Origin of the sequence: Kitasatospora sp. NBC_01539 (assembly GCF_045040525.1) — a bacterium.
Classification (GTDB): domain Bacteria; phylum Actinomycetota; class Actinomycetes; order Streptomycetales; family Streptomycetaceae; genus Kitasatospora.
In genome coordinates this window covers 6,989,925-7,002,803 of sequence record NZ_CP109390.1, presented here as the reverse complement: position 1 = coordinate 7,002,803, position 12,879 = coordinate 6,989,925, and the positions used below count along the sequence as shown (strand labels likewise).

Sequence of the window (12,879 nt, the reverse complement as noted above, 5' to 3'; positions counted from 1 at the left end):
GCCCAACGCCGCGCGCTGATCCGCCGCGAATCGCCGGACACGCCCTAGCGTGGGCCCATGGCCGACGCCGCACCGCCCGCCGACCCCGGACACCCCCACCCCGGACGCCCCGACCCCACGCCGCCGGACGACCGGCTCTCGGTCTTCCGCGCCCCGGTCGTGCTCGTGGTGCTGCTGGCCGCCGCGGCCGCGCTCTTCGCCGGCTCGTACTGCGTCGCGATGGCCAACCCCACGCCCCACCGGCTGCCGGTCGCCGTGGTGGGCAGCTCACCGCGCGGCCCCCAGCTCGTCGACGAGCTGGAGAAGCGCCTCGACTCGGCGCTCCAGGTGCACGTCTACCCCGACGACGCGTCCGCCGGGCAGGCCGTCGACGAACAGCGGGTGTTCGCCGTCCTGCGGCTGCGGGAACGCAGCGCCGTGCTGGGCCTGGTGCCGGCCGCGGGCGCCTCGACGGCCCGGGTGCTGGCCGTCGCCGGACCCCCGGCCGGGCAGGCCGCCGGGCTGCCGGTCGCCGTGACGGACATCCGCCCGCTGCAGTCGACCGACCCGCAGGGCCTCGCCGTCTTCTACATCTCCCTGGCCGCGGTCATCATCGGCTTCGTCGGCGCCGTGCAGCTCAGCGTGCACGCCCGCGCCCTCGACCCGCCGGAGCGGATCGCCTTCACGGCGGCGTACGCGGTGCTGGGAGGCTTCGCCGTCGCCGCCACCGTCGACTGGGGCCTCGGGGTGCTCGACCTGCCGTTCGCCGAGTCGTGGGGCATCCTCACGCTGACGATGTGCACCACCGGCATGGTCTTCACGATGTTCAACACCCTCATCGGGCGCTGGGCGATCCTTCCGACGTGGGGGCTCATGGTGCTGCTGGGCAACCCGTCGTCGGGCGGCGCGGTCTCCTGGCCGCTGCTGCCGCAGCCGCTCGGGCTGATCGGGCGGTGGCTGCCGCCGGGCGCCTCGGTCAACGCGCAGCACACCGCGATCTACTTCCGCCAGGACCAGTACGCCTTCCCGTACCTCGTGCTGCTGGGGTGGCTGGCGCTGAGCACCGCGGTCTTCTGGCTGTGGCAGGACCGCCACCCCGGCGGGCGCTCCGCCGCGGCGGCCGCCACCGGGACGGCCCCCGCCGGCACCTGACGCGGGCCGCCGCCCCGCAGTCGGCCGGGGCGGTGGCCGCGGGCACCCCGGCCCGGGCGTTGTGCATGGCACATATGGAATGCACCATGCACATGCGCTTCACTGGACCCTTCCGATCCGTGGACGAGGGAGGAGAGCCGTGCTCCAGGGGATCACCGACGTCGAACGCGAGCTCATGCTGGTCGGCCGCCACCAGGCCATCGGCGCCCTGCGCGCCGTCCCCACCGGCCGCCTGGAGCGCAGCGCCTACACCCTGCTCAGCCGCATCGAGGCGGAGGGCCCGATGTCGATCGGCCAGCTCGCCGAGGCCTTCTCGCTCGACACCTCGACCGTCAACCGGCAGACCGGCGCCATGCTGCGCAACGGCCTCGTGGAGCGCATCCCCGATCCCGACGGCGGCATCGCCCGCAAGCTCCGCATCACCGAGGACGGGCTGCGCCGCCTCCACGACGACCGGGACCGGTCCCTCGCGGGCCTGGCCTCCGTGATGGCCGACTGGCCCGCCGAGGAGGTCGCGGCCCTCGCCCGCGCCCTCACCCGCCTGAACACCAGCATCGAACGCGTCGAGGGCCGCAGCTGGCCGCGCCCCACCGACGGCCCCGCCCCCACCAATGGCCCCGCCCACGACGCGACTCCGACCCCGGCCCCGGCCCCGGCCCCCACCGGCGGGCTCCGGCACGCGCGATAGGCTCGCCGTCCATGGACACCGCGACCGCCCTGTGGGGTTTCGCCCTGCTCGTGGGCCTGCTGACGATCACCCCGGGCCTCGACACCGCCCTCATCCTGCGCACCGCCGTCCTCGGCCGGCGCCGCCGCGCGTGGGGCGTCGTCCTCGGGATCCAGACCGGCACCCTGGCGTGGGGCGTGCTCGCCTCGGCCGGCGCGACGGCCGTCCTGACCGCCTCCCACCTGGCGTACGAGGTGCTGCGGTGGGCCGGTGCGGCGTACCTCGTGTGGATGGGCGGCCGGATGCTGCGCGACTCGTGGCGCCGCTCCCCCGCGGCCGCTCCCGAGGCCGACACCGGGGCGGACGGCCGCGCCGACGGCCCTGCCCCGGCCGCCGGGAGCGGTGACGGCCTCCTCGCCGGCTGGCGCCGCGGAGCGCTCACCAACCTGCTCAACCCCAAGGTGGGCGTCTTCTACGTGGCCCTGCTGCCGCAGTTCATCCCGCCCGGCGCGCCGCACCTGGCCTTCGGCACGCTGCTGACCTGCGAACACATCGCGCTCGGCCTGGCGTGGTCCGCGGTGCTGGTGGCGTTCGCGCGGGCCGTCCGGCACTGGCTGGCCGGCGACCGGGCCCGCTGGGTGCTCGACCGCGTCACCGGCGGGGTCGTCGCGGCGTTCGGCGTGCGCCTGGCGGTCGGCGACTGACACCGGTGCGCCCGCGGCGGGCGGGCGGCCGGGGCCGCCTGTCGGTGGCGCCTGGTGGGATGGTCCGGGGCACGACGGTCGGGAGGTCCGGGGACGTGGACACGCACAGGGCACCGTGGCGGTGCACCGGGCTGCAGTGGCAGGACGGGCGGCCGGTGCTCGGCGCCGTACGGGGTGCGCTCCGGCACGAACGGGTGGTGGAGGCCGGTACGGCGGTCAGCTGGCAGGTGCGGGGGCCGCGCCTGTGCTCGGGCCCGTGGCTGAGCGGCGAGCCGGAGCGCCGGCCGTGCCCGCACCACGCCGAGATCGAGCCCGCGGGCGGCGCGGTGCTGTGCGCGCCCTGCCAGACCGTCGACGGCGGCCTGGCCCTCGCGCGCGACCAGATCCTCGACGACGGCCGCACCTACCTCCTCTACCTCGCGTGGTTCGGCGGCGACCTGCTCAAGGTCGGGCTGACGGGCGAGCACCGCGGCCGCGCCCGGCTGCTGGAGCAGGGCGCGCCGGTCTTCACCTTCGTGGCGCGCGGGCCGCTGCCCGCCGTCCGCCGCGCGGAGCTGACGGTCTCCGGGTCGGGTCTCGCCCGGGAGCGGTTCGGGGCCCGGGCCAAGGCCGCGCAGTGGTGGCACCTGCCCGCGGCGGCGGAGCGCGCCGCCACCGTCGCCGAGGCCCGGGTGGCGGTGCTGGCGGTGCTCGCCGGGCACCCGGTGGAGACGTTCGCCGACGGGCCGGTGGTCGACCAGGTGGCGCTGTTCGGTCTCACGGCGGGCCCGCCGCCGGCGTACCGCGAGGTGGTGGCGCTGGCCGACGGCGCGACGGTCTCCGGCACGCTGCGGCCGCCGATCGGGCGCCGGCTCTTCCTCGACCCGCCGGACGGCGGCGAGCCGCTGCTGCTGGACGCCCTGCGGCTGACCGGCTGGGGCCTGGCGGCGGCCCCGCCCGGACCGTGCAGCGGCGTCGAGCTGCGGGAGCACCGGCGCCCGCCCGCACCGGACGTCCAGCACGCGCTGTTCTGACGGACGGCCCCGGCTGGCGCGCGCTCCCGCCCGCAGGCATCCGCCGCAGCCCGCAACCCGGCGGTGCGGCCCCGCGGGCGGGCGCCCCGGCGGCGGGGGTCTTGCCCGCAGGCTACCGCTCGGTAATGCTTGCTGACAGACCGTCTGACAGAGGAGCCGCATGCCCGCCGAGGTCACCTTCCCGCTCCCCGCCCCGCACGGCCCGCGCACCGCCACCGTGCGCTACCACCGCGAGGGCACCGGCAGCCCGCTCCTGCTGCTGCACGGCATCGGCCACCACTGGCAGGGCTGGCAGCCCGTGCTGCCCGCCCTCGCCGCCCGGCACGACGTCGTCGCCGTCGACCTCCCCGGCTTCGGCACCTCCCCCGCCCTGCCCGACGGCGTCCCGTACGACCTGGAGGCCGTCGTCCCCGCCCTCGGCGCGCTGTGCGCCGCCCTCGGCCTGGACCGGCCGCACGTGGCCGGCAACTCGCTCGGCGGCCTGCTCGCCCTCGGCCTCGGCCGCGCCGGGCTGGCCCGCTCGGTCACCGCGCTCGCCCCGGCCGGCTTCTGGTCCGAGGCCGAACGCCGCTACGCCTTCGCCGTCCTCGGCGGCATGCGGTTCGGCGCCCGGCTCCTGCCGCAGCCCGCCGTCGAACGTCTCGCCCGTTCCACCGCCGGCCGGGCCCTGCTCGTCAGCAGCATCTACGCCCGGCCGGGCCGCCGCTCCGCGGAGGGCGCCGCCGAGGAGACCCGGGCGCTGCGCGGCGCCACCGGCTTCGCGCCCACCCTCGCCGCCGGGCGCCGGGTGCGCTGGGCCGGCGACCTCGGGGGCGTGCCCGTCACCGTCGCCTGGGGCACCCGCGACCGCATCCTGCTGCGCCGGCAGGGTGTCCGGGCCCTGGAGCAGTTGCCCGGCGCCCGGCTCGTCCGGCTCCCCGGCTGCGGCCACGTGCCGATGAGCGACGATCCGGCGCTGGTCGGCCGGGTGATCCTCGACACCTGCGCGTCCGGCACCGCCGCCCCCGCCTGACCGCGGCCCGCATTCCCGCTCCGCGGGTGGCGAGAATCACGCTCTGCAACGGCTCACCTACGGTGGCGTAGGTCACTTCACAGGGTGAAACATGCACCACATGCCTGATCTCCTGGAGCCCTTTGACCCCACCTCCTACGTCGCTCTCGGCGATTCGTTCACCGAGGGCCTCAACGACCCCGGCCCGGACGGCCGGTTCGCCGGCTGGGCCGACCGCCTCGCCGGGATGCTCGCCGCCGGCCACCCGGACCGCGAGTTCCGCTACGCCAACCTCGCGGTGCGCGGCCGCCTGCTCGACCAGGTCGTCGCCGAGCAGGTGCCCGAGGTACGGCGCATCCGCCCCGACCTGGTGACCTTCTGCGCGGGCGGCAACGACATCCTGCGCCCCGGCAGCGACCCGGACGAGGTCGCCGAGCGCTTCGAGGCCGCCGTGGTGGAGCTGCTCGCGCACGCCGGCACGGTGCTCGTCTGCACCGGCTTCGACACCCGTACCGTGCCCGTCCTGCGCCACCTGCGCGGCAAGATCGCCACGTACAACGGCCACCTGCGGGCCGTCGCCGACCGCCACGGCCTGCGGGTCGCCGACCTGTGGTCGCTGCGCTCGGTGCACGACCGCCGCGCCTGGAGCGACGACCGGCTGCACCTCTCCCCCGAGGGGCACCAGCGGGTCGCCCTGCTCGCCGCCCGCGCGCTCGGTCTGCCCGTCGAGGGCGACCCGGAGGCCCCGTGGCCGCGGCGCCCGGAGCCCAGCTCGGCCGAGCAGCGCCGAGAGAACCTCCAGTGGGCGCGCGCGTACCTCATCCCGTGGGTCGGCCGCCGCCTGCGCGGCGAGTCGTCCGGCGACCACGTCGAGGCCAAGCGCCCCGACCTGCTGCCGCTCTGAGCGCACCCGGCCCGGCGCCGCCGCGCGCCGGGCCGGCCCGCTCGGCCCGTCCGGAGGCGGCCCGCCGTGCCCGTCCGGGATCGACACCGCGCACACCCGCCGGGTTTCGGCGCGCCGCGGAGCGGCATACGGTCGGTCGTACGGATCCCCGTCCGCAGGAGGCAGCCATGGCCGACAGTTTCGCCGTCGACGTGACCCGCATCAGCCGCGAGGCCCACCGCACGATGGCCGTGGACGCCGCGGACGCGCCCCGGCTCGACGAGGAGCGCGTGATCAGCGTGCTCAACGACGTCGTCGCCACCGAGGTCGTCGGCTGGCTGCGCTACACCCGCGACGCGGTCGCCGCCCGGGGCGCGGGCGACACGCGCGCCGCCGCCCTGCTCTCGGACCGCGCCGAGCGGGGCATGCGCCACGCGGTGTCCGCGGCGGACCGCATCGTGGAGCTGGGCGGGCACGCCAACTTCGACCCCGACACCCTCGCCCAGCGCGCGCACACCGACTACTCCGTGCCGGGCGGCGCGGCCCTCCACGCGACGATCGCCCGCAACCTGCGGGCCGAGCACATCGTCCTCGCCTCGTACGAGGAGATCGCCGGCTGGCTGGGCGAGCGCGACCCGGCGAGCCGGACGCTGCTGGAGTCGCTCGCGGAGGACGTCCGCGCCACCACCGACGCACTGGCCGCGCTGCTCGGCGACCGCTCCGTCCCGCCCGCCTGACCATCCGCCCGGAGATCCGCCCGGCCCCCGACCCCCTTGCCCGCGGCCGGTCACGACTCGTAGCCCGCGCGACCCCCTCGCCCGCGGCGGCGGCCGGTCACGACTCGTAGCGCGCGACCTCCTCGACGCTGCGCACGGCCGCCTGGTCGGGGTCGTCACCGGCGTCGGCCCGCGCCCGGCGCTGGCGCAGCAGGTCCCAGCACTGGTCGAGTTCGGCCTCCAGCTCCCGCAGGCGGCGCTGCTCGCTCTCCGGGTCGATCCGCCCGTCCGCGAGCAGGTCACGCAGCTCCCGCTCGGCGGCCACCATCTCGCCGATCCGGTCGAGAATCCGCCGGTCCGTGCTCCCACTCGTCTGCGTGTCCACCGGGCACCTCCTCGTTCCCCAGCCTAGGAACGGGCGGAGCGGCGCGCGACCGCTGCCGGGCGGGCCGGCCGCGGTCCCGACGCCGCGTCAGGCGTCGCGGTGCCGGCCGCGCAGCGGGTCGGCGGCGTCGCGGCCGGTCAGACCGAGCAGCCTGGCCTGGTCTCCGGCGCCGGCGGGTACGCGGACGGGCGGGCCGAAGACGCCGGAGGAGGCCAGGTCGTCGGCGTACGGGGCGAGGGCGTCGAGGGCGAAGGCGACGGCCTCCGGGTCCATGGCCGGGTCCGCGCCGACGCCGACGGCGAGGTCCCAGGTGTGGACGATCGCGTCGACGGTCATCTCGCCGCAGTACTCGCGGGCGGGCCGCTCCCCGTAGGAGAGTCCGACGGTGCCGTCGAGGGCTCCGGGGGCGGCGAACGCCGCGCGGGCCCCGGCGGCGGCCGAGGCCCAGGAGGCGGGCGGGTCGTCGCCGAGCACGTCGCCGTCGAAGCGGTCGCCGATCTCGGCGATCGTCCGGCCCGCGAGCAGCGGCGGCACCCAGAGCTGCTCGGCGGCGAGGTGGTTGACCAGGTCGCGGACGGTCCACTCGGTGCACGGGGTGGCGGCCTGCCAGCTGCCGTCGGCCGCGGCGCGCCGCACGTGGCGGCCGAATTCGTCCTGCGCGGCGGCGTGCAGCCGCAGCAGCGTGTCGGTTCGCTCTGCCATGCCTCCAGCCTTCACCCGATCGACCGCCCCAGCACCCCGGGCCCGGCGGGTGCGGGCGCCTGCCGGGCGGGCATGATGGACGCCGTTCCGCCCCACGCGCCCAGGAGGTCGTGCCCCGTGCCGCACAGTCCGGTCACCGTCATCGGCGAGTGTGTCGCCGACGCCTTCACCGACGCCGCCCGCAGCGGTCCCGGCGAGCTGGCCCTGCGGGTGCACCCGGGCGGCGGGCCGGCGAACACGGCGGTGGCGCTGGCCCGGCTCGGCACGCCGGTGCGGTTCCGGGGGCGGCTGGCGGACGACGTCTTCGGGCGGCTCTTCCGGGCGCAGCTGGCGGGTTCGGGGGTCGACCTGTCGGGGTGCGTGGCGGCCGGGGAGCCGAGCACGCTGGCGGTCGCGCAGGTCGACGGGGAGGGCCGGGCGACGTACTCGTTCCACGCGGAGGGCACGGCGGACTGGCAGTGGTCGGCGGCGGAGCTGGACGCGGTGGACCTCGCGGGGTCGGTCTGTCTGCACACCGGGTCGCTGGCGCTGGCGCGTGAGCCGGGCGGCCGGGCGATCGAGGCGTACCTGGCGCGGGCCGGTGTCGCGGCGACGGTGTCGATCGATCCCAACGTCCGCCCGCTGCTGGTGGATCCGGCGGTGTACCGGGCGCGGCTGCCGCGGTGGTGCGCGCTCGCGGACATCCTGCGGCTGAGTGCGGACGACGTCGAGCACGTCTTCCCGGACGAGCCGGTGGAGGCCGTCGTCGACCGGTTCCACGCGGACGGTGTGCCGCTGGTGGTGGTCACCCTGGGCCCGGGCGGGGCGCTCGCGTCGCTGAACGGCGAGCGGATCACCGTGGCGGCCCGGCGGGTCGCGGTGGTCGACACGGTCGGTGCGGGGGACGCCTTCACCGCGGGGCTGCTGCACCATCTCGGCGGGCTCGGCCGGCTCGGCGGCCGGCCGGACCGGCTCACCTCGGCGGAGGTCGCCGAGGCGTGCCGGTACGCGGTCCGCGTGGCGGCGCTGACCTGCGCCGCGCCGGGCCCGAACCCGCCCTGGGCGGATCAGGTCTGACGCGGCGCGGGCCGGCCGGGCGGCGCGGCCTACTCGACGGGCGCCTTCTCGCGGAGCACCTCGACGAAGGCCCGCATCCACGCCGGGTGGTCGGGCCAGGCGCGGGCGGAGACGACGACGCCGTCGACGACGGCCTCGCTGTCGACGAAGGAGGCGCCGCCGGAGGTGACGTCGGGCTCCAGCGCGGGGTAGGCGGCGGTGGTGCGGCCGGCCAGGGTGCCGCCGACCAGGCTGATCAGCGGGCCGTGGCAGATCTGCGCGACCGGCTTGTCGGCCTGGAAGAAGTGCGCGGTGATCCGCTGCACGTCGGCGTTGTTGCGCAGGTACTCGGGCGCGCGGCCGCCGGGGATGACCAGCGCCACGTAGTCGGCGGGGTCGACGTCGGCGACGGCGAGGTCGGCCGGCCAGGTGTAGCCCGCCTTCTCGGTGTAGGTGTCGAAGCCGTCGACGAAGTCGTGCACGACGAACTGCAGGGTCTTCTTGGTGGGGGCGGCGATGTGCACCTCGTAGCCCTCCTCGCGCAGGCGCTGGTAGGGGTAGAACACCTCCAGCGACTCCGCCGCGTCACCGGTGACGATGAGGATCTTGGCTGCCATGTCCGGCGGTACCGCCCTTCGTTCGGCCCACCCGGTGTGAGCCCGGACACACACTGCCGCCTGACGGCCCGTCGGACAATGCGGCGCGCGAAGCACGCACCCCGTGCGCCGGGTGCGCCGTTGTGCGCCTCCTGTGCGACCGTGCGCCGGGTTGCGCCGCCCCGGGTGCGCCGCCCGGACGCGCTCCGCGAGCGGCCGGTCACCCCAGCGCCTAGCGTGCAGGTGAGTCGCGTCCCCGGCCCTGGAGGTAGCCATGCAGTGCTCGCAGATCGTGGGCTCCAGCACCGTCGCCAACCTGCGCGATCTAGGCGGTGTCGCGCTCTCCGGCAGCGGCCGCGTCCGCCCCGGGCTGGCCTTCCGCTCGGGCGGGCTCCACCGGCTGGACGTCCGCGCCGACCCGGCGTTCGCCGCGCTCGGCATCCGTACCGTCGTCGACCTGCGCACGGCCCGCGAGCGCGCCGTGCGGCCCGACCGGATGCCCGGCGGCGCGCACCTGCTGGTGGCGGACGTCCTCGCCGATCCGGCGGGCACCGGCACCGTCGCCCGGCTCGCCGCCGCCCTGGCCGACCCGCGGCTCGCCGAGCAGGAGTTCGGCGACGGGCGGGCGGCGACGGCGATGGCGGCCGACTACCGCGCGTTCGTGACGGCCGAGTCGGCCCGGCAGTCGTACCGTCACCTGCTCACCGCGCTCGCGCACCGCGACGGCGGCCCGGTGCTGTTCCACTGCACCGCCGGCAAGGACCGCACGGGCTGGGGCGCGGCGCTCGTCCTGCTGCTGCTCGGCGCGGACGAGTCCACGGTGACCGCCGAGTACCTCGCGGTCGGGGAGGCGGTGCGCGCCGAGTTCACCACGCTGGTGGCGGCCTTCACCGCCGCGGGCGGCGACCCGGAGATCGCGGACGCGGTGGTCGGGGTCCGCCCGGCCTACCTGCGGGCGGCGCTCCAGGCGGTCGCGGACGGCTGGGGCGACGTGGAGAGCTACGCCCGGGCGGGCCTCGGCCTCAAGGACGAGACCATCGGCCACCTGCGCGAGAACCTCGTCGCCTGACCGTCCTCGGCCGGGCGGCCCCGGGGGCGCTCAGACCGCGAAGGCCCGGGCGAGCAGGTCGTCCGCCGACCGGGTGTTGACGATCCGTTCCGGGCCGAGCCCGGCCCCGGCGGCCCGCGCGCAGCCGTACGCCTGCCAGTCGAGCTGGCCGGGTGCGTGGGCGTCGCTGTCGATGCTGAAGACGCAGCCGGCCTCGACGGCCCGCAGCAGCAGGCGGGTCGGCGGGTCGCGGCGCTCGGGGCGGCAGTTGATCTCGACGGCGGTGCCGGACTCCGCGCAGGCGGCGAAGACCGCGGCGGCGTCGAACTGCGACTCCGGGCGGGTGCGGCCGGTCACCAGGCGGCCGGTGCAGTGGCCGAGCACGTCGACGAGCGGGTTGCGGACGGCGGCGAGCAGGCGCCGGGTCATCGCGGCGCGCTCCATCCGCAGCTTGGAGTGGACGGAGGCGACGACGAGGTCGAGCCCGGCGAGCAGCTCGTCCTCCTGGTCGAGCGAGCCGTCGTCGAGGATGTCGCACTCGATGCCCGTGAGCAGCCGGAACGGCGCGAGCGTGCGGTTGAGGCCGGCGACGACGGCGAGTTGCTCGCGGAGACGTTCGGCGCTCAGACCGCTCGCGACGGTGAGCCGGGGCGAGTGGTCGGTGAGCACGGCCCACGCGTGGCCGAGGTCGCGGGCGGTGCGGGCCATCACCTCGATCGGGCTGCCGCCGTCGGACCAGTCCGAGTGCAGGTGGCAGTCGCCGCGGAGGGCGGCGCGCAACTCCTCGCCGCCCTCCGCGAGCGGGTCGGCGCGGGCCTCGACCTCGGCGAGGTAGCCGGGGGTGCGCCCGGCCGAGGCCTCGGCGATGACCTGCGCGGTCTTGGGGCCGACGCCGGGCAGCCGGGCGGCCGCCGCGGCGTCGACCGGGCCCGGGGGCAGGCCGTGCGCGGCCTCGGCCGCGGTGCGGAACGCCTTGGCCCGGTACGGCGAGGCGTCCTCGCGCTCCAGGAGGAAGGCGATGCGTTCGAGGGCGGCGACCGGCTCCATGCGCCCAGTGTGGGCGCACGGGCGGCGGTGCGCGTCCCGGGAAGGTGCGACGGGGCCCCTTGTTGACATCTCGTCTAACTGGTTCACTGCTCCCGTCGGTGCCCTCTCGCCCCCACCCGGAGCCCTCGATGCGTGACACCCCCGCCCGTCCGGTCCGCGAGCGCGCCCCGGCCCGCATCCCGGACCGCGAACAGAACGCCGCCCGGCTGCTGCGCGCCTCCGCCCGCCACTCCTACGACCCGGAGACCGAGATCGACTGGGCCGCCCCGATCGACCCGGACCTCTTCGCACTGCCCGCCCACCGGGTCGCCCTCTACGGCACACCGCTGTGGGAGTCGCTCGACGCCCGGCGGCAGGCGCAGCTGAGCGTGCACCAGCTGGCCTCGGTGACGTCCGCCGGCATCTGGTTCGAGCTGGTGCTGATGGAGGGCCTGATCCGGCACGTGTACGACGGCGACCTGACGACCCGGCACGCGCAGTACGCGCTCACCGAGGTCGCCGACGAGTGCCGCCACTCGACGATGTTCGCGCGCTACATCACCGCGACGGGCTACCCGTCGGCCCGGCCGACGCCGCAGGCGCACCGCCGCGGCAAGCTCCACTTCCTGCTGAACGACACCACGTTGACGTTCGCCGGGGCGGTCTTCGTCGAGGAGTTCACCGACGCGATGCAGCGCGAGATGGTGCGCGACGAGACCCTGCAGCCGCTGGCCCGCGCGGTGGCGCGGATCCACGTGATCGAGGAGGCCCGGCACATCGGCTACGCCCGGCCCGAGCTGGAGCGCCGCTGGGCGGCGATGGGCCCGGCCCGGCGGGCGGTGTTCCGGCGGGGCCTTCTGGTGCTGGCCCGGCTGGCCGTCGCGGAGCTCGTCCACCCGCGGGTCTACACGCTCGCCGGGCTCGACGCGCGGGCCGCCCGGCAGGCCGCCGCGGAGAACCCGCACTGGCGGCAGGCCCGGATCGACTGGGCCCGCAAGGCCGTGGAGTTCTTCACCGAGCTGGGGGTGATCGACCGCCGGACGGCCCCGCGCTGGCGGCGGGCCGGCCTGCTCGCCTGAGGCGCCGGCGGCGGCTCACGGCACGGCGCCGCCGGCCAGGGTGCCCAGGCCGTAGGTGACGGCCGAGGCGGCGGCGACGATCAGCAGCTGGCGCAGCGCGGTGCGGACGGCGCTGCGGCCCGAGCCGCGGCCGAGCGCGCCGCCGACGGCGAGCGAGGCGAGCGCGGTCGCCACGGCCGAGGCGGTCACCGCGGCGGCCCCCTCGGTGACGAACCACGGCACGAGCGGCACGAGCGCACCCACGGCGAAGAGCAGCAGCGAGCTCACCGCGGCCACCACCGGGGAGCCGGCGTCCTGGGCGCTCACGCCGAAGAGGATCCGCAGGCTGGTCCGGCGTGCCGACCGGCCCGCCGAGACCACGCCGCGGGTGGCGCGGGCGGCGGTCTCGGCGTCGAGTCCGCGCCGGCGCATGCTCTGCGCGAGGTGGGCCATCACGACCGGCGGCGACCGCCGCCAGGCGTCCCGGAGGGCGCCCTCCATGCCCTCGGCGACCTCGCGCTGGCCGCGGACGGACACCCATTCGCCGGCCGCCATCGAGAGTGCGCCGGCGATGAGGCTGGCGAGGCCGGAGAGCCGCACGGTCGCGGCGTCCACCGAGGCGCCGGCGATGCCGAGGATGAAGCAGAGGTTGGTGACGAGGCCGTCGTTGACGCCGAGGACGGCGGCGCGGATGCCGCCGCCGGCGACCCGGTCGGCCGTGCGGCCGAGTGCGTCGAGCTCGGCTTCGGCGGCCTCGTCGTCGCGGTCGGTGCGGGCGGCCGGGTCCCAGCCCGGGGCGATGCGGGCCCAGTCGGGGCCGGGGAGGGACATGCGCCCAGCGTAGGGCGGGGTGGCGGTGACGCTGGGGGACGGCCCGATCGCGGTGTGTCGTTGACGGGGAGTTCACCGGCGTGAAAACTATTG

At 76.9% G+C, this 12,879-nt stretch carries 15 protein-coding genes; 10 read left to right on the top strand and 5 right to left on the bottom strand.

Features of this window, described 5'->3' with window-relative positions:
• The first annotated feature begins 57 nt into the window (after positions 1–57).
• The 7 genes from OG335_RS30375 to OG335_RS30345 all read left to right on the top strand — a co-directional run bounded on the left by OG335_RS30375 (position 58) and on the right by OG335_RS30345 (position 6,126).
• On the top strand, positions 58–1,131 hold the full coding sequence (locus OG335_RS30375) for an ABC transporter permease (RefSeq protein WP_405014329.1): 1,074 nt from the start codon (positions 58–60) through the stop codon (positions 1,129–1,131).
• A 175-nt stretch (positions 1,132–1,306) separates the two neighbouring features.
• Positions 1,307–1,819 carry a MarR family winged helix-turn-helix transcriptional regulator gene (locus OG335_RS30370; protein ID WP_405015577.1) on the top strand — a complete coding sequence of 171 codons (513 nt, stop codon included), beginning with the start codon at positions 1,307–1,309 and terminating at the stop codon, positions 1,817–1,819.
• 11 nt (positions 1,820–1,830) lie between these two features.
• The gene (locus OG335_RS30365) at positions 1,831–2,502 is read left to right on the top strand and encodes a LysE family translocator (protein WP_405014328.1); all 672 of its coding nucleotides are present in this window, start codon (positions 1,831–1,833) and stop codon (positions 2,500–2,502) included.
• 95 nt (positions 2,503–2,597) lie between these two features.
• Entirely contained in the window at positions 2,598–3,515 is a 918-nt protein-coding gene (locus tag OG335_RS30360) for a DUF2797 domain-containing protein (protein ID WP_405014327.1), read from the top strand.
• A 160-nt stretch (positions 3,516–3,675) separates the two neighbouring features.
• On the top strand, positions 3,676–4,527 hold the full coding sequence (locus OG335_RS30355) for an alpha/beta fold hydrolase (RefSeq protein WP_405014326.1): 852 nt from the start codon (positions 3,676–3,678) through the stop codon (positions 4,525–4,527).
• Between the two features lie 100 nt (positions 4,528–4,627).
• Positions 4,628–5,410 (top strand): SGNH/GDSL hydrolase family protein, encoded by a 783-nt coding sequence (locus OG335_RS30350; protein ID WP_405014325.1) that lies wholly within the window; start codon positions 4,628–4,630, stop codon positions 5,408–5,410.
• A 167-nt stretch (positions 5,411–5,577) separates the two neighbouring features.
• Positions 5,578–6,126 carry a ferritin-like domain-containing protein gene (locus OG335_RS30345; RefSeq protein ID WP_405014324.1) on the top strand — a complete coding sequence of 183 codons (549 nt, stop codon included), beginning with the start codon at positions 5,578–5,580 and terminating at the stop codon, positions 6,124–6,126.
• Positions 6,127–6,223: 97 nt separating this feature from the next.
• Here the strand turns inward: OG335_RS30345 and OG335_RS30340 are convergent, their stop codons facing one another.
• Both OG335_RS30340 and OG335_RS30335 read right to left on the bottom strand, forming a co-directional pair.
• On the bottom strand, positions 6,224–6,490 hold the full coding sequence (locus OG335_RS30340; protein WP_405014323.1) for a DUF2630 family protein: 267 nt from the start codon (positions 6,488–6,490) through the stop codon (positions 6,224–6,226).
• Between the two features lie 87 nt (positions 6,491–6,577).
• Positions 6,578–7,192 carry a TIGR03086 family metal-binding protein gene (locus OG335_RS30335; protein WP_405014322.1) on the bottom strand — a complete coding sequence of 205 codons (615 nt, stop codon included), beginning with the start codon at positions 7,190–7,192 and terminating at the stop codon, positions 6,578–6,580.
• Positions 7,193–7,267: 75 nt separating this feature from the next.
• Between OG335_RS30335 and OG335_RS30330 the strand changes: the two genes are divergently transcribed.
• Positions 7,268–8,248 (top strand): carbohydrate kinase, encoded by a 981-nt coding sequence (locus OG335_RS30330; RefSeq protein ID WP_405014321.1) that lies wholly within the window; start codon positions 7,268–7,270, stop codon positions 8,246–8,248.
• Between the two features lie 29 nt (positions 8,249–8,277).
• On the opposite strand, the gene OG335_RS30325 is transcribed toward OG335_RS30330, so the two are convergent.
• Positions 8,278–8,844, bottom strand: a complete 567-nt coding sequence (locus tag OG335_RS30325) for a DJ-1/PfpI family protein (protein ID WP_405014320.1) — start codon at positions 8,842–8,844, stop codon at positions 8,278–8,280.
• Between the two features lie 253 nt (positions 8,845–9,097).
• Here OG335_RS30325 and OG335_RS30320 point away from each other — a divergent pair, with 253 nt between their 5' ends.
• Complete coding sequence (locus OG335_RS30320; protein ID WP_405014319.1) at positions 9,098–9,892, top strand: tyrosine-protein phosphatase; 795 nt, start codon at positions 9,098–9,100, stop codon at positions 9,890–9,892.
• 30 nt (positions 9,893–9,922) lie between these two features.
• On the opposite strand, the gene OG335_RS30315 is transcribed toward OG335_RS30320, so the two are convergent.
• The gene (locus OG335_RS30315; protein ID WP_405014318.1) at positions 9,923–10,918 is read right to left on the bottom strand and encodes a PHP domain-containing protein; all 996 of its coding nucleotides are present in this window, start codon (positions 10,916–10,918) and stop codon (positions 9,923–9,925) included.
• 128 nt (positions 10,919–11,046) lie between these two features.
• On the opposite strand from OG335_RS30315, the gene OG335_RS30310 reads away from it, so the two are divergent.
• Positions 11,047–11,976: a diiron oxygenase gene (locus tag OG335_RS30310; RefSeq protein WP_405014317.1), complete on the top strand. Its 930-nt coding sequence runs from the start codon at positions 11,047–11,049 to the stop codon at positions 11,974–11,976.
• 15 nt (positions 11,977–11,991) lie between these two features.
• Here OG335_RS30310 and OG335_RS30305 read toward each other — a convergent pair whose 3' ends face one another.
• Positions 11,992–12,786, bottom strand: a complete 795-nt coding sequence (locus OG335_RS30305; RefSeq protein WP_405014316.1) for a VIT1/CCC1 transporter family protein — start codon at positions 12,784–12,786, stop codon at positions 11,992–11,994.
• Positions 12,787–12,879: the final 93 nt, after the last annotated feature.

Excerpts from the sequence above, each read along its gene's own strand:
- OG335_RS30305 (WP_405014316.1), bottom strand. The coding sequence starts at position 12,786 with ATGTCCCTCCCCGGCCCCGACTGGGCCCGCATCGCCCCGGGCTGGGAC.
- OG335_RS30370 (WP_405015577.1), top strand. The coding sequence starts at position 1,307 with ATGCTGGTCGGCCGCCACCAGGCCATCGGCGCCCTGCGCGCCGTCCCC.
- OG335_RS30325 (WP_405014320.1), bottom strand. The coding sequence starts at position 8,844 with ATGGCAGCCAAGATCCTCATCGTCACCGGTGACGCGGCGGAGTCGCTG.
- OG335_RS30335 (WP_405014322.1), bottom strand. The coding sequence starts at position 7,192 with ATGGCAGAGCGAACCGACACGCTGCTGCGGCTGCACGCCGCCGCGCAG.
- OG335_RS30315 (WP_405014318.1), bottom strand. The coding sequence starts at position 10,918 with ATGGAGCCGGTCGCCGCCCTCGAACGCATCGCCTTCCTCCTGGAGCGC.
- OG335_RS30375 (WP_405014329.1), top strand. The coding sequence starts at position 58 with ATGGCCGACGCCGCACCGCCCGCCGACCCCGGACACCCCCACCCCGGA.
- OG335_RS30345 (WP_405014324.1), top strand. The coding sequence starts at position 5,578 with ATGGCCGACAGTTTCGCCGTCGACGTGACCCGCATCAGCCGCGAGGCC.
- OG335_RS30350 (WP_405014325.1), top strand. The coding sequence starts at position 4,628 with ATGCCTGATCTCCTGGAGCCCTTTGACCCCACCTCCTACGTCGCTCTC.
- OG335_RS30310 (WP_405014317.1), top strand. The coding sequence starts at position 11,047 with ATGCGTGACACCCCCGCCCGTCCGGTCCGCGAGCGCGCCCCGGCCCGC.
- OG335_RS30330 (WP_405014321.1), top strand. The coding sequence starts at position 7,268 with ATGGACGCCGTTCCGCCCCACGCGCCCAGGAGGTCGTGCCCCGTGCCG.
- OG335_RS30355 (WP_405014326.1), top strand. The coding sequence starts at position 3,676 with ATGCCCGCCGAGGTCACCTTCCCGCTCCCCGCCCCGCACGGCCCGCGC.
- OG335_RS30320 (WP_405014319.1), top strand. The coding sequence starts at position 9,098 with ATGCAGTGCTCGCAGATCGTGGGCTCCAGCACCGTCGCCAACCTGCGC.
- OG335_RS30365 (WP_405014328.1), top strand. The coding sequence starts at position 1,831 with ATGGACACCGCGACCGCCCTGTGGGGTTTCGCCCTGCTCGTGGGCCTG.